This window comes from Pseudomonas sp. BJa3 (assembly GCF_026343815.1).
Lineage (GTDB): Bacteria > Pseudomonadota > Gammaproteobacteria > Pseudomonadales > Pseudomonadaceae > Aquipseudomonas > Aquipseudomonas soli.
This window is the reverse complement of the sequence record NZ_JAOXMC010000019.1, coordinates 67,573-84,682: the sequence shown is the minus strand read 5'-3', so window position 1 is coordinate 84,682 and position 17,110 is coordinate 67,573. Positions and strand designations below refer to the sequence as shown.

At 64.6% G+C, this 17,110-nt stretch carries 22 protein-coding genes; 9 read left to right on the top strand and 13 right to left on the bottom strand.

What is annotated here, in order from left to right:
- The first annotated feature begins 67 nt into the window (after nucleotides 1-67).
- The 3 genes from OH705_RS21800 to OH705_RS21790 all read left to right on the top strand — a co-directional run bounded on the left by OH705_RS21800 (nucleotide 68) and on the right by OH705_RS21790 (nucleotide 1,293).
- Nucleotides 68-424 carry a hypothetical protein gene (locus OH705_RS21800; RefSeq protein ID WP_267302965.1) on the top strand — a complete coding sequence of 119 codons (357 nt, stop codon included), beginning with the start codon at nucleotides 68-70 and terminating at the stop codon, nucleotides 422-424.
- A 98-nt stretch (nucleotides 425-522) separates the two neighbouring features.
- Complete coding sequence (locus OH705_RS21795) at nucleotides 523-798, top strand: colicin immunity domain-containing protein (RefSeq protein ID WP_267302964.1); 276 nt, start codon at nucleotides 523-525, stop codon at nucleotides 796-798.
- A 42-nt stretch (nucleotides 799-840) separates the two neighbouring features.
- A complete protein-coding gene (locus OH705_RS21790) occupies nucleotides 841-1,293 on the top strand; it encodes a hypothetical protein (RefSeq protein WP_267302963.1) in 453 nt (150 codons plus the stop codon).
- A gap of 35 nt (nucleotides 1,294-1,328) precedes the next feature.
- On the opposite strand, the gene OH705_RS21785 is transcribed toward OH705_RS21790, so the two are convergent.
- The 3 genes from OH705_RS21785 to OH705_RS21775 form a co-directional block, all read right to left on the bottom strand.
- Nucleotides 1,329-1,886: an RNA 2'-phosphotransferase gene (locus OH705_RS21785; protein WP_267302962.1), complete on the bottom strand. Its 558-nt coding sequence runs from the start codon at nucleotides 1,884-1,886 to the stop codon at nucleotides 1,329-1,331.
- 123 nt (nucleotides 1,887-2,009) lie between these two features.
- Nucleotides 2,010-2,900 (bottom strand): dihydrodipicolinate synthase family protein, encoded by an 891-nt coding sequence (locus tag OH705_RS21780; protein ID WP_104443790.1) that lies wholly within the window; start codon nucleotides 2,898-2,900, stop codon nucleotides 2,010-2,012.
- A gap of 33 nt (nucleotides 2,901-2,933) precedes the next feature.
- Nucleotides 2,934-3,716, bottom strand: coding sequence for an aldolase (locus OH705_RS21775; protein WP_046855471.1), 783 nt, complete (start codon nucleotides 3,714-3,716; stop codon nucleotides 2,934-2,936).
- 154 nt (nucleotides 3,717-3,870) lie between these two features.
- Here OH705_RS21775 and OH705_RS21770 point away from each other — a divergent pair, with 154 nt between their 5' ends.
- Together OH705_RS21770 and OH705_RS21765 are read left to right on the top strand one after the other, a co-directional pair.
- Nucleotides 3,871-4,413, top strand: coding sequence for a helix-turn-helix domain-containing protein (locus OH705_RS21770; protein ID WP_038706211.1), 543 nt, complete (start codon nucleotides 3,871-3,873; stop codon nucleotides 4,411-4,413).
- A gap of 10 nt (nucleotides 4,414-4,423) precedes the next feature.
- Nucleotides 4,424-5,200, top strand: a complete 777-nt coding sequence (locus OH705_RS21765; protein WP_160291135.1) for a helix-turn-helix transcriptional regulator — start codon at nucleotides 4,424-4,426, stop codon at nucleotides 5,198-5,200.
- Between the two features lie 50 nt (nucleotides 5,201-5,250).
- On the opposite strand, the gene OH705_RS21760 is transcribed toward OH705_RS21765, so the two are convergent.
- The 6 genes from OH705_RS21760 to OH705_RS21735 form a co-directional block, all read right to left on the bottom strand.
- Nucleotides 5,251-5,832 carry a LysE family translocator gene (locus tag OH705_RS21760; RefSeq protein WP_232888135.1) on the bottom strand — a complete coding sequence of 194 codons (582 nt, stop codon included), beginning with the start codon at nucleotides 5,830-5,832 and terminating at the stop codon, nucleotides 5,251-5,253.
- A gap of 86 nt (nucleotides 5,833-5,918) precedes the next feature.
- Nucleotides 5,919-6,131, bottom strand: coding sequence for a hypothetical protein (locus OH705_RS21755; RefSeq protein ID WP_023632649.1), 213 nt, complete (start codon nucleotides 6,129-6,131; stop codon nucleotides 5,919-5,921).
- Between the two features lie 98 nt (nucleotides 6,132-6,229).
- Nucleotides 6,230-6,862, bottom strand: a complete 633-nt coding sequence (locus OH705_RS21750; RefSeq protein WP_023632648.1) for a hypothetical protein — start codon at nucleotides 6,860-6,862, stop codon at nucleotides 6,230-6,232.
- Nucleotides 6,863-7,080: 218 nt separating this feature from the next.
- Nucleotides 7,081-8,214: an HlyD family secretion protein gene (locus OH705_RS21745; RefSeq protein ID WP_267302961.1), complete on the bottom strand. Its 1,134-nt coding sequence runs from the start codon at nucleotides 8,212-8,214 to the stop codon at nucleotides 7,081-7,083.
- Nucleotides 8,211-9,839 carry an MFS transporter gene (locus OH705_RS21740; protein ID WP_046855478.1) on the bottom strand — a complete coding sequence of 543 codons (1,629 nt, stop codon included), beginning with the start codon at nucleotides 9,837-9,839 and terminating at the stop codon, nucleotides 8,211-8,213. Before OH705_RS21740 ends, OH705_RS21745 begins: the two co-directional genes overlap by 4 nt.
- Nucleotides 9,840-9,903: 64 nt before the next feature.
- Nucleotides 9,904-10,413 carry a GNAT family N-acetyltransferase gene (locus tag OH705_RS21735; protein WP_110604610.1) on the bottom strand — a complete coding sequence of 170 codons (510 nt, stop codon included), beginning with the start codon at nucleotides 10,411-10,413 and terminating at the stop codon, nucleotides 9,904-9,906.
- A 135-nt stretch (nucleotides 10,414-10,548) separates the two neighbouring features.
- Here OH705_RS21735 and OH705_RS21730 point away from each other — a divergent pair, with 135 nt between their 5' ends.
- From OH705_RS21730 to dksA, 3 genes are all read left to right on the top strand, one after another.
- Nucleotides 10,549-11,109 carry a carbonate dehydratase gene (locus OH705_RS21730; RefSeq protein WP_023631825.1) on the top strand — a complete coding sequence of 187 codons (561 nt, stop codon included), beginning with the start codon at nucleotides 10,549-10,551 and terminating at the stop codon, nucleotides 11,107-11,109.
- 2 nt (nucleotides 11,110-11,111) lie between these two features.
- Nucleotides 11,112-12,449 (top strand): dihydroorotase, encoded by a 1,338-nt coding sequence (locus tag OH705_RS21725; RefSeq protein ID WP_267302960.1) that lies wholly within the window; start codon nucleotides 11,112-11,114, stop codon nucleotides 12,447-12,449.
- 90 nt (nucleotides 12,450-12,539) lie between these two features.
- The gene (gene dksA, locus OH705_RS21720; RefSeq protein WP_023633185.1) at nucleotides 12,540-12,947 is read left to right on the top strand and encodes an RNA polymerase-binding protein DksA; all 408 of its coding nucleotides are present in this window, start codon (nucleotides 12,540-12,542) and stop codon (nucleotides 12,945-12,947) included.
- On the opposite strand, the gene OH705_RS21715 is transcribed toward dksA, so the two are convergent.
- Together OH705_RS21715 and OH705_RS21710 are read right to left on the bottom strand one after the other, a co-directional pair.
- The gene (locus tag OH705_RS21715; RefSeq protein ID WP_038706204.1) at nucleotides 12,944-13,657 is read right to left on the bottom strand and encodes an MgtC/SapB family protein; all 714 of its coding nucleotides are present in this window, start codon (nucleotides 13,655-13,657) and stop codon (nucleotides 12,944-12,946) included. The two genes, dksA and OH705_RS21715, sit on opposite strands and share 4 nt — an antisense overlap.
- A 338-nt stretch (nucleotides 13,658-13,995) precedes the next feature.
- Nucleotides 13,996-14,766 carry a class I SAM-dependent methyltransferase gene (locus OH705_RS21710; protein ID WP_110604613.1) on the bottom strand — a complete coding sequence of 257 codons (771 nt, stop codon included), beginning with the start codon at nucleotides 14,764-14,766 and terminating at the stop codon, nucleotides 13,996-13,998.
- A gap of 76 nt (nucleotides 14,767-14,842) precedes the next feature.
- Between OH705_RS21710 and OH705_RS21705 the strand changes: the two genes are divergently transcribed.
- A complete protein-coding gene (locus OH705_RS21705) occupies nucleotides 14,843-15,304 on the top strand; it encodes a sterol desaturase family protein (protein WP_094010000.1) in 462 nt (153 codons plus the stop codon).
- Nucleotides 15,305-15,397: 93 nt separating this feature from the next.
- Here OH705_RS21705 and OH705_RS21700 read toward each other — a convergent pair whose 3' ends face one another.
- A complete protein-coding gene (locus OH705_RS21700; RefSeq protein ID WP_416383587.1) occupies nucleotides 15,398-16,132 on the bottom strand; it encodes a hypothetical protein in 735 nt (244 codons plus the stop codon).
- 116 nt (nucleotides 16,133-16,248) lie between these two features.
- Nucleotides 16,249-16,947 (bottom strand): pirin family protein, encoded by a 699-nt coding sequence (locus OH705_RS21695; RefSeq protein ID WP_023631092.1) that lies wholly within the window; start codon nucleotides 16,945-16,947, stop codon nucleotides 16,249-16,251.
- Between the last annotated feature and the right edge of the window lie 163 nt (nucleotides 16,948-17,110).

Here is a 17,110-nt window from a genome sequence, read left to right as displayed (position 1 = left end):
CGTGACCCACATGGAGTTCAATATTTCATGCAAGTGAAGTAGTCGTGCCAAGGAGCGCGTTGAAAACATGATTTTGACGATTTGTTTTGAGCAAGACCTTATAAGTCAAAGGTTGCTGGAGCTGCGATATCTCCCCTGCCTTTGTAGAGTTTCGGAGACTTTTAAGATCGAGTTTTTCGATCCTTTGCCAGTCGTCAGCGGAACGGTAACGGAGTGGGACAGGACGGCTCTTGAACAGCGGGTTATCCCAGGGACAGGTGGAGAGTACTCTCACTATGCGCTCTCAGAAATCAGCCTGGCGTCGCTGGAGGGAGATCGTTATCTGATAGTCGATCTGAAAATGTTTCATCGGTATTTTGGTTGGTGTGAGGTCCTAAAGGACGGCGCTTATGTAACGCCGGGAAATTTTTGGGATGAAGAATGAGTTGGGTGCGGTGCAAATGTACATCAAGTGAAATTTAATCGAGGGGGTAAGTCTTGGCCTAAAATATGCTTTTGAGGACCTTGGCAAAGGGGATGAGTATGAGTGAGGTGGCGCTGCCTTATGTTAGTCTGATGGAAGAGTATTTATCGGACAAATGTACCTTGGGCCAGTTTGTTGAGGTGTTTTTTGGGCGGTTCAAGAATGAGTCGCGGGTGTTGCCCGAGGATGTCTATCTTGTGCTGGACGAATTGTTCGGCAATCTTGACGCTTTTACAGAAAATGAGGATTTATTGCGCGGCGATCCCGATTATTATCTCAGCGCGGAGCAGGTGGATCATTGCATTCGGTGCGCTTGCGAATCTCTTAAGAAGTGAATATTTTGCAAATACTCCTCATAGGCCGAAAGGGGGACTGTCGTGTACGAAGTCATGTTGGAACACGTGCCGGATGTGGCGTTGCAAGCTGTCCTCAAGGTGATCGTGGCTTCGGCGAAAACGCATTCTGATCTTTCGCTGTCGGCAGACTCCGAGGTTCAAGGAGGGGAGAGCCTGGAGGCGGTGACGCAGCGATTGCACGGTAGTGGTGAGTCGGTATGTCTGAGCCTGCGGCTCTGGGAATTCAATGTATCCAGTAAGGTGAGCCTGCCGTTGGTGCTGCTACGAGTCATCAAGTGGGAAGATCGCCTCGATATTGAACTCTCCTTCAACAGTACGCCTTCTGACGACCTGCGCGATATCATGCAGGCGCTGCATGCATATGTGTCGGGCTTGGCGGGTCGTTTCTCGATACCTGTATTTTATGGCGGGATGGAGCCCGCGATTGATAAGGATACGCGGTACTTTACTAACGAAACGCTTGGCCCCCTTTAAACTGGTCGGGCGGCACAAGGCCGCTCCTTGCAGGCTTATTCTTCTGCCTGGCGTGACAGATACACCGGCGGCACCTGGTCTACCAGCCAGACACCGTTGTCCGCTTGATAGAACACTGCTCCCGCTGCGCACATGGCCTGGGTATCGACCGTGAGCAGCACCGGCTGGCCATAGCGCTTACCCACAGTCAACGCAGTCTGCGGATCCTCGCTCAGGTGCACATGGTGACGGCTGCCCGGGATCAGGCCCTGTGTTTCGATGGAGGCCAGGAAACGGCTGGCGGTGCCGTGATAGAGCACGGCGGGTGGCGCCTTGGCGACGTGGCGCACTTCGACCTGGCTGCTGCTGTGGCCTTGGGCGGCGCGGATGCGGCGGCCATCGTCGGAGAGGGTGAAACGGCGCTTGTCATTGGTCTCGACCACTTCACGCAAGGCGTGCAGGTCGAAGGCGTGACCTTGCCTGCCGGCGCCGTGGATCAGCGCGTCGACATCGGCCCAGCCGTCGCGGTCGAGGGACAATTCGATGGATTCGGGGGCGTGGCGCAGTACGTAGCTGAGGAACTTGCTGAGGGTGTCGCGTTGTTTCTGGTTCACTGGAAAGATCCTTTTCCATGGCTTCTGGTCGTTTGGGTCGGGGGCATTCTCCGGATTCGGGGTCGAGTTCTCAAGTGTGTAGAGTACCTGTGGGAGCGGACTCCCACAGGTATGTCGCTGATATCAGCCCTGACGCAATGCGTCGAGCAGCGTCTTCAGTTTGTCGCGGCCCTCGGCATCCAGCCCGAACACCGGCCGCCGTGGCTCGCCTACCGGCAACCCGGTCATCTCAAGGCCAGCCTTGATGGTCGCCGGCAAGCCGCCCTTGAGAATGAAGTCGAGCAACGGCAACTGGCGGTAGAACAGCGCCTTGGCCTGTTCCAGCTCACCGTTCTGCACCGCCTGGTACAGCCGCAGGTTCAGTTCGGGAATCAGGTTGGCCGCCGCCGTGCACCAGCCCGTGGCACCGGCAACGAAGGCTTCCAGCGCCAGCGGGTTGCAGCCGTTGTAGAACGGCACCTGGCCTTCGCCGAGCAGTTGCAGCTTGTGCATGCGCTGGATGTCGCCAGTGCTTTCCTTGACCATGGTCACGTTGTCCACCTCGCGCACGATGCGCAGGATCAGCTCCACCGGCATGTCGGTGCCGCTGGTGGCCGGGTTGTTGTAGAGCATGATCGGCAAATCGATGGCCGCGCCGATGGCGCGGTAGTGCTGGACGATCTCGGCTTCGCTGAGTTTCCAGTAGGCCGCCGGCAGCACCATCACCGCGTCGGCGCCGTGCTGCTGGGCAAAGCGGGCGCGGCGCACGGCGCCGGCGGTGGTCAGGTCGGAGACGCTGACGATGCTTGGCACGCGCTTGGCAATGCGCTCCAGGCTGTACTGGGCGACCTGCTGCCATTCGCTGTCGCTCAGATAAGCGCCTTCTCCGGTGCTGCCCAGCGGGGCGATGGCGTGGGAGCCGTCTGCGATCAGGCGGTCGATGGACTGGCCCAGCGCGGGCAGGTCGAGCTGTTCGCCGTCGGCGCTGAACGGGGTGATGGTGTAGCCGATGATGCCGTGGAATTGATTAGTCATTGTGCAAGGCTCCGCAAGCAAGGCGTAAAGGGATCAGTTCAGGCAATCGGCGTGGCTGCGCAGGGCCTGCCGGGCGTAGTAGTTGAAGGCGGCGCCGTGGCGCTTGGGCCGGTCGATCCAGTCGTGGGCGTCGCGGCCCAGCTCCGGGGCGATCGGCTTGATGGTGCCGGCGGCCATCGCCAACAGTTGCAGGCGCGCGGCACGTTCGATCAGCTGGGCGTAGACGCAGGCCTGCTCGATGCTGGTGCCGGTGGACAGCTGGCCGTGGTGCGAGAGCAGGATGGCGCGCTTGTCGCCCAGGGCGGCGCTGATGATCTCGCCTTCCTCGTTACCCACCGGCACGCCCGGCCAGGCTTCGAGGAATGCGCAGTCTTCGTAGAGCGGGCAGAGGTCCATGTGCGAGACCTGCAGCGGCACTTCCAGCATCGACAGCGCGGCGACGTGGGTAGGGTGGGTGTGGATGATGCAGTTGACGTCGGGGCGGGCGCGGTACACCCAGCTGTGGAAGCGGTTGGCCGGGTTGGGCATGCCTTCGCCCTCCAGCACTTCGAGGTCTTCGTTGACCAGCAGCAGGTTGCTGGCGGTGATTTCGTCGAAGCCCAGGCCCAGTTGTTGGGTGTAGAAGGTGCCCGGTTGCGCGCCACGGGCGCTGATCTGCCCGGCCAGGCCCGAGTCGTGGCCGTTATCGAAGAGAATTCGGCAGGTCAGGGCCAGCTTTTCGCGCACAGTCCACGTATTATCGGCAAGCGAGCCTTGCATCTGTGTCAGTGCCTTTTGCACCAGCTGGTCTTTGCTGAGGGTAAGGGTATTGGCCATGGGGATCTTTCCTCTGTGGCGTGATGACGGATGTCAGGGCTGGCTCGCCCCCGAGCTTTGGACGGTGAGGGGGCGAACCATCAGATGACACAAATAATCCTATATGACACAAAGTGTCATGCGCAAGTGCGTTTGTTCGGGAAACCCGCTTCACATGTCTATCCGACTGAAACTGCTGAGAAAGAAACTGGGCATCACCCTTGAGCAGCTGGCCGAGAAATCCGGCATGACCAAGAGCTACCTGTCCAAGGTCGAGCGTGGCCTCAACACGCCGTCGATCGCTGCGGCGCTGAAGCTGGCGCGGGCGTTGAACGTCAATGTCGAGGAACTGTTCGACGGCGAGCACGACGGCCAGGCGCGCTACAGCCTGGTGCGCCGCGGCGAGCGCCAGGCGCTGGTGGGCGGTGGCGAGGGGCCGGGCTATGCGGTGCTGACCTCGCAGGTCGGCCAGCGCAGCCTGTTGCCGTTTCTGATCCAGCCGCCGACCGAGTTCAGCGACCCGACCTTCAAGGAACACGAGGGTGAGGAGTTCCTGTTCGTCCACGAGGGGCAGGTGGAGGTCGACTTCATGAGCGAGCGGGTGCTGCTGGAGGCCGGCGACGCCTTGCATTTCAATGCCCAGACCCCGCACCGCCTGCGTTCGGTCGGCGAGCGCCAGGCGCAGTTGCTGGTGGTGGTGCAGGGCGGCGAAGGATGAGGGCGGGGCGATGATCGAGGTCTCGCGGTTCTGGCGTGATCCGGCATTGCCCTTCGTCGAGGCCCGTCTGGTCGGGGATGGCCGCCAGGTGTGCTACACCGCGCATTCCCACGCGAGCTTTTCCATCGGCGTGATCACCGGCGGGCGCAGCACTTACCTGACCGGTGATGCACGGCATGAGGTGGCCGTGGGGACCACGGTGCTCATGAACCCAGGGGTGGTGCACACCTGCAACCCCCTCCAGGGCGAGCCTTGGTCCTACCTGATGCTGTTCGTTGATTTGCCGTGGTTACAGGCCCGAGGGTTCGAACTGCCGGCAGCGACATTGAGCACGTCGCCTGCGCTGTACGGGCGGTTGCTCGACCTGTTCGCCGGGCTGCTCGACAGCGAGGCGCAGGACAAGGCCGAGCGGCTGGCGACGTTCTTCGTAGAGCTGCCAGGTTATCTCGAGGGCGGTGCTGCGTGTCACCCACAGTCGCATCCACGCCTGGAGATGGCCGCCGCGTTCATTCGCACCCACCGTCTGGATCCGCTGACCCTGGAGGACATCTGCGCTGCGGCAGGCTTGTCACGGGCCTACCTGACCCGGGCATTCGGCAAGCGCTTCGGGCTATCGCCGCACGCCTACCTGCTCGACCAGCGGGTGCAGCATGCCCGGGCGCAGTTGCGCGCCGGCAGGGCCATCGCCGAGGTGGCGCTGGAAGCCGGATTTGCCGACCAGGCGCATCTGCAGCGAGCTTTCAAGCGGCACCTGGCGACCACGCCGGGGCACTATCGCAAAGGCTGAATAGCACCTGGGAGCGGGCTTGCCCCGCGATAGGGCCCGAACCGTCAACCTCATACCATCAGGTACACCGCGCTTGCCACCAGCAACCCTGCCAGCACCCGATTGAGCAGACGCATCCGCCACGGCTCGGCCAGGTACTGGCGGATCACGCTGCCGGCCCAGGCCCAACTGGCCACGGAGACGAAACAGATCGGCCCGTAGATCCAGGTGAACAGCCACAGCAGCTGCTGCTCGCCGCCGGTATAGGCGCCGATGCCAGCCACGGCCGCCAGCCAGGCCTTGGGGCTCAGCCACTGCATGACCGCGCCGTGCCAGGCGCTTGGCGCCCGCTTGCCATCCTCGGCGCCCAGTGCGCCGTCGTCGCTGGCCAGCTTCCAAGCCATGTACAGCAGGAACAGCACACCGCCCCAATGCAACAGCTGCCCCAGTAACGGCCAGCGCAGCAGCAGCTCATGCACGCCCAGCCCCACCAGCACCAGCAGCAGGCAGAAGCCCAGGGTGGCGCCGGCCGCATGCCCGATGCTGGCCCGCAGGCCATGGCGCGCGCCGCTGCCGAGGGCGACGATGTTGACCGGGCCGGGGGAGATGGAGGCGGCCAGGGCGAAGGCCGCCATGGACAGTGTCAGGCTCATCGGGGGATTCCTTGTGGCGAGGATAGTGCGGCTATCCTGCCCGAGGCCGCGGCGCGGGTATTGAACAAAAATGCCCAAGGGGCCTATCAGCTGGAGGGTGTGTTGGCGCTGTCCTGGGTCTGCTGGGCTTGCTGCTGGGCGGGTGACTGGGCGTCACCCTTGGCGATCTGCTCGGCCTGCTGGCGTTGCAGCGCCCATTGGTCGCTGCGTTCCTTGAGGCGGTCGGCGCCGCCTTCGGCAAAGGCCGAGGTGGCCGAGATCGTTGCCAGCAGGGCGAGTGCACAGGTTAGGGTTTTCATCACTGGGGTCTCCATCGATTGACCTGAAAAACGGCCGCCAGGCGGCCGGGTTGAGGCAAGGATGGCGTGCGCAGATTTTCCCAGGATTAACAGCTTGATCAGTTGGCCAGCAGTTGCTCGTGCACCCATCCGTGGTCCGTGAGCACCATGGCGCGGGTTTCCTCCAGCGGCTTGGCAGCACTGGCGGCCGCCTGGCCGAGGCCTGCGATGCCGGCCTGGACCGCCGCGTCGCTGGCCCAGGTCGGCAGTTCGTTCACCTGGTAGCTGTAGCTCACCTGCGACTGCTTGCGCCCATCCTGTTCGGTAGGCTTGCCGACGCTGTTGATGGCGGTGACCTGGGCCTTGCCGAAGCACAGCCCGCCGGTGCTGGTGCCGTTCGCTTTGCGCCTTGCATCGGCCTTGTAGTAGCGGCGGCCCTCGTCGGTGAGGTCGTAGGCGTAGTAGATGTCGGTGCGTGCCGGCTGCCACAGCCGCTCAGGGACTTCGGTACGGGCAACTTCCCGTTCGCTGACCACGCCGACCTGGGCCAGGGCGTGCAGGGCCTGGTTGGTGCCTTCGACATCGAAGTCACGGGTGCGGGTGGGGAAGGCACTGATCACGAAACAGTGCGGGTACTGGCTGTCGAGGTAGGCTTGGGCAGCCTGGCGCAGGTCGGCTTCGCGGGGCTGCTGGTTGTCCGAGCAGCCGACCAGGGTCGCCAGCAACGCCAGCGGTATGATCTTCCTGTCCATTGTAAGGCTTCCTTGTATTGCCAATTGCTGGGTGGAGCGCAGGCCAGGATTAGAACCCGCGGGCCAGAGCGGCCGCAATCGTGGCACGACGACATATCGCCCGTGCTGTGCGCTGTTTGGCAAAGCCTGCCTTTGGCACCGACTGGCGGCCAACCGGCAAACGGTGGGTGTTCAGCCATACTCTGCTGGTTCCGCCCCGGCGCCGTCGGACCCGTCGCTTACTGCGCCTCCCGGGTATCGATGCTCACCACCACCGACATCCCTGGCCGCAGGTGCCTGGCCTCGGGCTGGTCGCCATCGACGGTGATCCGCACCGGGATGCGCTGGGCGATCTTGACGAAGTTGCCGGTGGCGTTGTCGGCCTGCAACAAGGCGAACTCGGAGCCAGTGGCCGGCGAGATCTGCTGCACGTGACCACGCAGTTTCAGATGATCGAGCGCATCGACGGTGAAGGTCGCCGGCTGGCCGATGCGCACGTTGGCCATCTGCGTCTCCTTCAGGTTGGCGATCACCCACAGGGTGTCCGGCACCAGTGCCATCAACTGCGCACCGGGGTTGACGTAGGCGCCCAGGCGGGTGCCGATCTGCCCCAGCTGGCCGTCACGTGGCGCCTTGACCCGGGTGTTGTCCAGGTCGATGCGGGCCAGCTCCACAGCGGCCTTGGCGTTTTCCACCGAAGCTTCCAGCGCAGCGCGATTGACGACCACCGTTTCGCGGTCCTGGCGGGCGATTTCCAGTGCGGCCCTGGCCTGGGCCAGGCTGGCGACGGCGGCGGCCTGACTGGCGCGGCTCAGGTCCAGTTCACGGCGTGATACCGAGCCGTCGCTTACCAGCGCCTGGTTGCGTTGCAGGTCGGCGCGGGCCTTGTCGGCCTGGGCGGCGGCGTCGGCGATCGCGGCCTGGCGCTGGGCAATGGTGGCCTCGGCGCTGTTGCGCTGCTGCAGGTTGTTGGCCAGCGCCGCCTGTTGCTGCTTGAGCTGGGCAACGGCCTGGGCCAGGCGTTGGGTGTAGATGCGGTCGTCCAGGCGCACCAGCAGGTCGCCCTGTTTGACGAACTGGAAGTCGTGCACCGGCACCTCGACGATGTAGCCGCCCAGCTGAGGGCCGATGATCGTCACCTGGCCGCGCACCAGCGCGTTCTCGGTGCTTTCGATGGCGCTGCTGAATGGCGGCAGGCGCCAGGCGTAGAGCACCAGCAGGATGCCGGCCAGGGCCACGGCGGCGAAGCTCAGCGATGACAGCAGGCGTACCCGCCGGGTACGCGCCGGGCTGGTCGGCTCGCTCGGGGGCGCGCTGCCTTCCGGGGTTTCGGCGATGGCGGTGGTGGTGGTCGTTGGCGTTTCCTGGGTCATCGGTTGGAGGCACCGCTGGTGGAGTGGGTATAGCGCAGGTACAAGCTGCGGATGAAGATCCAGATCATGGTCAGGATAGCGATGGCGCCGATCAGCATGAACACATCGTTGTAGGCCAGCACATTGGCCTCGCGGGTCGCGGCGTTGGCCAGCAGGCGCATGCCGGCCTCGTTGCGCAGCGCAGGGTCGGCCAGCACCCCGGCATAACCGGCGCCACCCCCCTGGACCCGGGCGCTGACCAGGGGTTCCAGGGCACTCAGGCGGTCCATCAGCTGGCTGGAGTGGAATTTCTCCCGCACCGTCTGGAAGGTGCCCAGCAGCGCAGAGCCGATCAGGCCGCCGAGGTTGTTGCAGATGCCGAACAGCACCGAGAAGCTCACCAGGTTGCGCGGGTTGGCGCGCACATGGCTGATGCCCAGCGCCATCGACGGGCCGACGAAGAAGGTGCTGCCGAAGGCCAGCAGGAACTGGCTGAGGTACATCTGTGCCGGGCGGGTCAGGTTGGTGGAGCCGCTGTCCATGAACGCGCCGGTGGCCATTGCGGCCAGGGAGATGAACAGCGGCAGTACCAGGTGCGTGGGGTTGATGGTCAACGCGCTGGTGGCAAGGCCGGTGATCGCGCCCAGCAGCATCACCGCGTACAGCGCGCGCATCTGCTCGTTGCCCATGTTCAGCGCCTGGAGGAAACCCACCGCGCCGGTGGACTGCTCGGAAATCACCATGCGGATCAGGATCACGCACAGCGCCAGGCGAATGATCGCGCCACTGCCCAGCCAGCGGGTCATCAGCAACGGGTTGCTGCGGTTGTGCTCGATGGCCAGGCCCGAGAGGATCAGGGCAATGGCGCCGGCCAGGGCGACGCCGATCCACGGCGCGTCCAGCCACCAGTCGATGCGCCCCAGCGACAGCGCCGCGCAGAGCAGGGCGGTGCCGCTGGCCATCAGGGTGAAGGTGAGAAAGTCCAGTGGCTCGAAGGTCTTGAAGCGATCGCCGGGCGGCAGCTTGAGCAACAACACGCAGCCCAGCGCTGCAAGGGCCAGGCCCAGCTCGAATAGGTACAGCCCGCGCCACTCGGCGATCTGCAGCAGATCTTCGGAAAACACCCGGGCCAAAGGGACGGCCAACTGCGAGGCGCCCAGCCCGAGGACCATCGCCTTGAGCCGCCACTGCGCGGGGAAGGCCTGGATCATGTAGTAAAGCCCCAGCGAACTCAGCGCGGCACCGACCATGCCATGGGCGGCACGCACGGCGATGGCCGAATTGAGGTCGTTGACGAACAGGTGGGCGAGGGTGACCAGTGCGTAGAGCACCAGGAACACTTCGGTGAAGGCACGCAGGCCGAACTCCTGGCGAAACTTCACCAGCAACAGGTTCATCGACACGTTGGTCATCACGTAGGCCGCCGGCAGCCACGCCATCTCCGCGCTGGTGGCACCAAGGGCGCCCTGCAGAAATGGCAAGTTGGCCACCACCAGGGCGTTGCCCAGGCCGCCGGTGATGGCCACCAGCAGGCCGACCACGCCGAAGGCCAGGCGCTTGGCCGGGGCGTGCAGTGGCGTCGAGGGCGAACCGGGCAGGCTGGGCTTTTCGTGTGGCAGCCACTGGCGGGGGGCGTACTTGTCCATCGGGTTGTCCGTTACCGCGGGTGTTCAGACTCTACGTGAATGGCCAGGGGGATGAAAACAGGGCTCAGGCGTCGATCGGCAGGCGCATGGCGCACCGCTGGTCCAGGCCATGGGCCAGCTCGCTGGCGAGAATTGCGCGCAGGCGGGCGTCCAAGCGTGCCGCAGGGATGGGTTCGAAGCCGTAGCGCGCGTAGAACGGGGCATTCCAGGGGACATCGTCGAAGGTGGTCAGGGTCAGCCAGGCCAGGCCCTTCAGGCGAGCGGCAGCCCGTGCCTGGTCCAGCAGGCGCCGGCCCAAGCCTTGGCCCTGGGCCTCTTGCCGCACGGACAGCTCATGGATGTGCAAGGCGTCGTCGGCAATGCTGGCGCAGAGAAAACCCAGTACCTGACCCTGGTCATCCACTGCGACCCAGCTGCAACCTTCGCTCACGAATGCCAGGTGTTCGGCTTCATTCATCACGTCGCTGTCGGCCAGCCAGGCGAGATGCGGCAACTGCCGGAATGCCTGGGCGGCGGAGCGCTCCAAGGCAGGAAGCGCTGGAACATCATCGGTGAGAGTAGGGCGGACAGGCATGGGGGACACAAGACCTTCAGGCACGGGCGTTGACGCGCAGTAACGTGCAGTTTGCCAGATAGACGCGGGAAGGTGTTGCAATGTAATTGTTATAACGTAACATTTGCATTCTTCCTCCCAGGCAGGACCCTCACCGTGATCCGCAGAAACCCCTCCGGCCATCTTCCGCAAATCTCCGAATCGGCCTATATCGATCACACCGCCATCATCTGCGGCAAGGTGATCATCCACGACAACGTGTTCGTTGGCCCTTATGCGGTCATCCGCGCCGACGAGGTGGACGCCAGCGGCGACATGCAGCCAATCGTCATCGGTGCCAACTCCAATATCCAGGATGGCGTGGTGATCCATTCCAAATCCGGCGCGGCGGTGCGCATCGGCCAGTACAGCTCGATCGCCCACCGCTCCATCGTCCACGGTCCGTGCGAAGTCGGCGACCGGGTGTTCATCGGCTTCAACAGCGTGCTGTTCAACTGCAAGGTCGGTGATGGCAGCGTGGTGCGGCACAACTCGGTGGTCGACGGCCGCGACTTGCCGCCGCGCTTCTACGTGCCGCCCACCGAGCACATCGGCCCGCATACCGACCTGGAGCGCTACCCGCCGGTCAGCGTGTCTGCCTCGGAGTTCTCCGAGGATGTAGCGCGCACCAATATCGACCTGGTCCAGGGCTACAAGGCCTTGCAGAACGAGTTCTGAGCATGGACACGCTATTGGTGCGCAATGCGCGGCTGGTCAACGAGGGGCGTGAATTCGAAGCCGACCTGCTGGTGCGCCATGGGCGCATAGAACGGATCGCCGGCAGCCTCGACAACGCCCGGGCGGCACTGGAGATCGATGCCAAGGGCGCCTGGTTGCTGCCAGGGATGATCGACGACCAGGTGCATTTTCGCGAGCCGGGGGCGCCGCACAAGGGCAGTATTGCCAGCGAGTCGCGGGCGGCGGTGGCCGGGGGCATCACCAGCTACATGGACATGCCCAACACCAACCCGCCGACGTTGACCCTGGAGGCGCTGGCCGACAAGAAGCGCCGGGCGGCGGCAGGCTCACGGGCCAACTATGGTTTTCACTTCGGGGTGAGCCGCGACAACCTCGACACCATTGCCGCCCTCGACCCCCGCGAAGTGGCCGGGATCAAGGTGTTCATGGGCGCGTCCACTGGCGACATGCTGGTGGATGATCCGCAGGTGCTGGAAAAACTCTTTGTCTATGCGCCGACCATCGTCCTGGCCCATTGCGAGCACACGCCCAGCATTGTGCAGAACGAGGGGTGGTGGCGGGCGCGCCACGGCGAATTCATCCCTCCGGCCGCGCACCCGCTGATCCGCGATGCCGACGCCTGCTACCGCTCCTCGAGCCTGGCCGTGCAGCTGGCCCGGCGCTTCGGCACGCGCCTGCATGTGCTGCACCTGACCACGGTGCGCGAGCTGGCGTTGTTCACGCCCGGCCCGGTGAGCGGCAAGCGCATCACCGCTGAGGTGTGCCTGCACCACCTGCTGTTCGACGACAGCGACTACGCCAGCCTCGGCCACTTGATCAAGTGCAATCCGGCGATCAAGACCGGCACCGACCGCGATGCCCTGCGCAACGCCCTGGCCCGCGACCGTATCGATGTGATCGGTACCGACCACGCGCCGCATACGCTGGAAGAAAAGCGGCGGGTGTATACCCGCGCACCGTCAGGCCTGCCGCTGGTGCAGCACGCCCTGCCGGCGGCGCTGGAGCTGGTCAGCGAAGGGGTGCTGAGCATGGCCCAGGTGGTGACCAAGACCAGCCACGCGGTGGCCGAGCTGTTCGCCATTCGCGAACGCGGTTTCCTGCGCGAGGGGTACTGGGCGGACTTCGCCATCGTCGAGCGCCTGGCCAGGCCACGGGCCGTGGCGGACGACCCGATCCTGGCGCGCTGCGGCTGGACGCCGTTCCAGCAGCGCGCCTTCCGCCATGTGGTACGTAGCACGGTGGTGTCGGGGCAACTGGCCTGGCACCAGGGCCAGGTGTGCGACCCGTGCCAGGGATTGCCCTTGATGTTCGATCGTTGATTTGAGCCGGGGGCCGCTGCGCAGCCCCTGTGGGAGCTGGCTTGCCAGCGAAAGGGGCGCGGCGCGCGCCCAGCATTTCGGAACCTTGCCATGACTGAAGAGCAATTGTTGCAACAACCTGCAGCCGCCTACATGAACGAGCCGCAGCGGCAATTCTTCCGTAACCTGCTGCTGGCCCAGCGCGGCGAGCTGCAGGGCCGTATCGAACAGGAGTTCCGCGCCCTGCGTGAGCAGGAGGTGCACAGCGACCTCGCCGACATCGGCAGCGCCGAAGAAGAGCGCCACTGGCAACTGCGCTCGCTGGAGCGGGAGAAGAAACTGCTGGACAAGATCGACCAGGCGCTGGAGCGCCTGGCCCGGGGCGACTACGGCTGGTGCGAGGAAACCGGTGAGCCGATCGGTCTGCGCCGCCTGCTACTGCGGCCCACCGCGACCTTGTGCGTCGAGGCCAAGGAGCGCCAGGAACTGCGCGAGCGGCATGTGCGTGACGACGTCTAGTCAGAGGCCAGCCCCTGAACCTGCAATTGCCAGCGCACCGAGCTGACGCCTTTCTCCAGGCTTACCCGGCCGACCAGGCGCTCCAACTGGGTTGGTGCCTGCGGCGTGCCGAGCAGTTCGGCGCGTACCTCCAGCCGTGTTGGGTCGGCCAGGTCTTCGCTGTGCAGCGACTGCAAGCGCAGGCCCGGGTCGCTGAGGCTGTGCAGCATCAGGCTGCGTACCTGGATCTCGTCCTCGGCGCGGCAGACGATGCGCACCTCGTAGCGCTGCTCGACTTCGCTGGCCGGCAGCACGTCCTGGCGGTCGAGGCGCTGGGCGAGGTCGCGCAGCAGGATGTTGGCGCACAGCACCACCAGGCTGCCCAGCGACGCCTCCAGCAACAGCCCGAGGCTGCACAGCACGCCAACCGCGGCGGTGCACCAGAGGGTGGCGGCGGTATTCAGGCCACGCACGTTGAAGCCGTCGCGCATGATCACGCCGCCGCCGAGAAAGCCGATGCCCGACACCACGTAGGCGGCGATGCGCGAGGCATCGGTGGGCGCCATGCCTGGCACGGCCTGGGTCATCAGCACGAACAGGCAGGCACCGGTGCTGACCAGGGCGTTGGTGCGCAGGCCCGTCAGGCGCTGGCGCAGTTGACGCTCGGCGCCGATCAGGGCACCGAGCAGCAGGGCCACGCTGACGCGCAGCAGGAAGATTTTCCAATCCATAGCGAACTCCGTTCTGCGGGCGATGGCCCGCATGGGCGCCGACTTGAGACGGCGCGATTGCAAACGAGGAATGCGCAGGACCACGCGCCTTGCCGGAGGCAGGGCTGGGAAACTAAGGAGGAATGTTCAGCCAGGGAGGGCCGAAGGGAACCACCGTCTACCGAGTACGGCGAGACAGTGGCAGGAACGCTGCCGGACTAGCTCGCCGTGTGGGCCTGTCGCAATCGACTGGGGCTACTGTCCAATGCAGGGGTCTCCTGGGTGAGGGATGCTTGAATGCGCGGCGGACCATACGCCTCGACCCGCGCGGGGTCAAGGCATGAATCATGACAATCCTGTTACGGCAGGCGCTGGCAGACGTAGGCCTGGGTGCGGTAAGGGAAGGCGATGCGCTCACGGCCCTTGAGGTCCGGATGGTTGTTGATCAGCGCTTGCAGCTGGCCCATGACCTCGTCTTGTTCGGGCTGGGGCAGGGCGGCGATGAAGCTCACCGAGCGCAGGCGTTCGAGGATCACGGTCTGTGGATCACCCTCATGGGCATGGGGCAGGGTGGTCAGCTGCGGGGTGCTGAAGCGGCTGCCGGCGAGGGCTTCGCGCCAGCGCCCGGTGTGAAAACGTGGCGTGTCACCCTCGTAGGGGGTGATGATTTCGGTGATCCGCGCCACCCAGTCCACTGTTTCGTCGCGCACGTTCCAGATCAGTCCCAGGCGGCCGCCGGGGGCCAGCACACGGTGCATTTCCGCCAGGGCGGCGGCATCGGCGAACCAGTGGAAGGCCTGGGCGCAGACCAGCACCTGCTGGCTGGCCTCGGCCAGCGGGATGTGCTGTGCGGTGCCCTCGAGCACGGGGATGTCGGGCAGCCGTTCGTGGAAGCGTGCGCGCATGGCGGCCACCGGTTCCACTGCCGTCAGGTGCGGTGCCAGCGCGCTGAGCAGGCGGGTGAACTTGCCGGTGCCGGCGCCCAGGTCGAGCACCGGGGTGTCGGCACCGATGCCCAGGGTGTCGCGTAACCAGTGCTGCAAGGCGACGGGGTAGTCCGGCCGCCCTTGCTCGTAGTTGCCCGACTGGCGGGTGTAGCCGGTGCTGGCCGAGGTGTGTACATCCTTCATGGAAAATCCCTCTGAATGACCTGGCGGCAATGGTACGCTTGCGCCTTTCGTTGCCAACCCCCCCCCGGACCGATACATGTTGTTCAATCTCGCCGTGCTGTTCGGCACCCTGGTGGCCATGGAGGGCGTCGGCACGCTGGCCCACAAGTACGTCATGCACGGCTGGGGCTGGTGGCTGCACCGCTCGCATCACGAGCCGCAACTGGGCATGCTGGAAACCAACGACCTCTACCTGCTGGCGCTCGGGCTTATCGCCGCTGCCCTGGTGATGCTGGGCAAGGCCGGGCACGCGCCGCTGCAATGGGTTGGTGGCGGCGTGGCGGGCTATGAGCTGGCCTACGTGCTGGCCCATGACGGATTCTTCCACCGCCATTGGCCGAGGGCGCCGAAACCGGTCAACCGCTACCTCAAGCGTCTGTACCGGGCTCATCGCCTGCACCATGCGGTGAAGGGCCGCCAGGGCAGCGTGTCGTTCGGATTCTTCTATGCGCCGCCGTTGCGGGTGTTGAAGCAGCAGCTGAAACGGCGACGGGGTTGATTGCTTGGCGCCTCATTTGCCTGTTGGACCGGATACGGCTCAACCGTGCCGCTCGAGGGGCTGCGACGATGACGTTCTGCTGGCCGACCCGGCTCATTGCACCGGCAGGAAATTCATCAACAGCAGGCTTTGCGCGTAGTTCAGGCCGATCCGTCGATAGCGCTCGTCAAGCATCTGCGCCAGCAGGTCGAGGCGGGCGACGACCTTGCCGAACTCCACCGCGAAGCTGAGGTTGCTGCCTTGCTCGGAGATTTCGTTGGAAAACAGCAGGAGCACGCCATTGGCATCCTGGCGCTGGCCGAGCATCCAGGTGGCCTTCTCGATGTTGCGCGCGGCATTGTGGATGAACAACGGGTCGAGGGTGTCGGTCATGTAGAACTCGGTGCGCCCGCCATGGGCGGTGACCAGCATGCTGCCGATGGCATAGATGAACGCGCCTACCCGGTCGCCGCGAAACTCCGGGCTCAGGGCGTAGCTCAAGGCCGCCAGGTCGCGGCGCTCGCCCAACTGCGCCAGGGACTGGCGCTGTTCGATGGCGATGCGGATCTGCCGTGCCGCGGTGGTGGCGTCGAGGTAGCCCGATTGTCGCCACTGGTTGGGGTTGCGCAGGTACAGCTTGTTCATCAGCAGATACAGGCTTTGCAGGTTGTCGCGCATGGCCAGGGTGGCCATGCGGTCGACGCTGGTCTGGAACAGCTCGTCGGGCTTGCCGTTGCCGAACTGGGTGAGCATGTCACGGCCCTGCTGCTGGGTGCAGGCAACCAGGCACGCCAGGCTGCCGGCCATCAGCAGTAGGCGAGGAAACGGAAAGCGTCTTCGTACGGCCATCGGCACCGGTTGGAAAAGGCGGTCCCACCGGGGATCGGTGGGACCTGGCCATGCATAGAGCGCACAAACGCGAAAAAGTGCGATATCGGCCTGCGCCGGCGGCCGGCCAAGGTCGATCAGGCTACATCGACCAGCACGATTTCGCTGTCTTCCAGCGCCGTCACCTTGAGCAGCGTTTCCTGCTCGATCGCCACCCCGTCACGGGCCTTGGCTTGCAAGCCGTTCACTTCAATCCGTCCCTTGGCAGGTACCAGGTAGCCGCGGCGGCCCTCATCGAGGCGGTACTCGGCGCTTTCACCGGCGCGCAGGGTCGCGGCCACCAGGCGCGCGTCGGTGCGGATGCGCAGGCTGTCGTCATCGCCTTCGCGGCCGCTGGCCAGGGTCACGAAGCCTTCGCCACGTTCGCCCTTGGGGAAGGGGCGGCTACCCCAGGAGGGCGCATCACCGACCTTTTCCGGGATGATCCAGATCTGGAAGATCCGCGTGTCGACCTTCTCCAGGTTGTACTCGCTGTGGACGATGCCGCTGCCAGCGCTCATGACCTGCACGTCGCCAGCTTCAGTGCGGCCCTTGTTGCCCAGGCTGTCCTGATGGGTGATGGCGCCTTCGCGAACGTAGGTGATGATCTCCATGTCACGGTGCGGGTGCGGCGGGAAGCCAGCACCGGCCGCGATCAGGTCGTCGTTCCACACGCGCAGGTTGCCCCAGTGCATGCGTGCCGGGTCATGGTACTCGGCGAAGGAGAAGTGATGATGGGCGTCGAGCCAGCCGTGGTTGGCGTGGCCAAGGCTTTCGAAGGGTCGCAGTTGCAGCATGGTGGCGCTCCTATGAGTCGGTGGAATGAGGTCATGATGCGTGTTTAAAATATCGATAAAAAGCGTAAATATCGGCTAAATACAATCGTTAAATTCGATAATTTAGTTTGCGACTCTGCATGCGCTTCATCGCCTAATCCACTGATCCATAAGCATTCACTGG

What these genes read in the sequence shown, in the direction of transcription:
- OH705_RS21800 (WP_267302965.1), top strand. Translation starts at nt 68, where the DNA reads ATGATTTTGACGATTTGTTTTGAGCAAGACCTTATAAGTCAAAGGTTG.
- OH705_RS21795 (WP_267302964.1), top strand. Translation starts at nt 523, where the DNA reads ATGAGTGAGGTGGCGCTGCCTTATGTTAGTCTGATGGAAGAGTATTTA.
- OH705_RS21780 (WP_104443790.1), bottom strand. Translation starts at nt 2,900, where the DNA reads ATGACTAATCAATTCCACGGCATCATCGGCTACACCATCACCCCGTTC.
- OH705_RS21775 (WP_046855471.1), bottom strand. Translation starts at nt 3,716, where the DNA reads ATGGCCAATACCCTTACCCTCAGCAAAGACCAGCTGGTGCAAAAGGCA.
- OH705_RS21770 (WP_038706211.1), top strand. Translation starts at nt 3,871, where the DNA reads ATGTCTATCCGACTGAAACTGCTGAGAAAGAAACTGGGCATCACCCTT.
- OH705_RS21765 (WP_160291135.1), top strand. Translation starts at nt 4,424, where the DNA reads ATGATCGAGGTCTCGCGGTTCTGGCGTGATCCGGCATTGCCCTTCGTC.
- OH705_RS21760 (WP_232888135.1), bottom strand. Translation starts at nt 5,832, where the DNA reads ATGAGCCTGACACTGTCCATGGCGGCCTTCGCCCTGGCCGCCTCCATC.
- OH705_RS21755 (WP_023632649.1), bottom strand. Translation starts at nt 6,131, where the DNA reads ATGAAAACCCTAACCTGTGCACTCGCCCTGCTGGCAACGATCTCGGCC.
- OH705_RS21750 (WP_023632648.1), bottom strand. Translation starts at nt 6,862, where the DNA reads ATGGACAGGAAGATCATACCGCTGGCGTTGCTGGCGACCCTGGTCGGC.
- OH705_RS21745 (WP_267302961.1), bottom strand. Translation starts at nt 8,214, where the DNA reads ATGACCCAGGAAACGCCAACGACCACCACCACCGCCATCGCCGAAACC.
- OH705_RS21740 (WP_046855478.1), bottom strand. Translation starts at nt 9,839, where the DNA reads ATGGACAAGTACGCCCCCCGCCAGTGGCTGCCACACGAAAAGCCCAGC.
- OH705_RS21735 (WP_110604610.1), bottom strand. Translation starts at nt 10,413, where the DNA reads ATGCCTGTCCGCCCTACTCTCACCGATGATGTTCCAGCGCTTCCTGCC.
- OH705_RS21725 (WP_267302960.1), top strand. Translation starts at nt 11,112, where the DNA reads ATGGACACGCTATTGGTGCGCAATGCGCGGCTGGTCAACGAGGGGCGT.
- dksA (WP_023633185.1), top strand. Translation starts at nt 12,540, where the DNA reads ATGACTGAAGAGCAATTGTTGCAACAACCTGCAGCCGCCTACATGAAC.
- OH705_RS21715 (WP_038706204.1), bottom strand. Translation starts at nt 13,657, where the DNA reads ATGGATTGGAAAATCTTCCTGCTGCGCGTCAGCGTGGCCCTGCTGCTC.
- OH705_RS21710 (WP_110604613.1), bottom strand. Translation starts at nt 14,766, where the DNA reads ATGAAGGATGTACACACCTCGGCCAGCACCGGCTACACCCGCCAGTCG.
- OH705_RS21705 (WP_094010000.1), top strand. Translation starts at nt 14,843, where the DNA reads ATGTTGTTCAATCTCGCCGTGCTGTTCGGCACCCTGGTGGCCATGGAG.
- OH705_RS21700 (WP_416383587.1), bottom strand. Translation starts at nt 16,132, where the DNA reads ATGGCCGTACGAAGACGCTTTCCGTTTCCTCGCCTACTGCTGATGGCC.
- OH705_RS21695 (WP_023631092.1), bottom strand. Translation starts at nt 16,947, where the DNA reads ATGCTGCAACTGCGACCCTTCGAAAGCCTTGGCCACGCCAACCACGGC.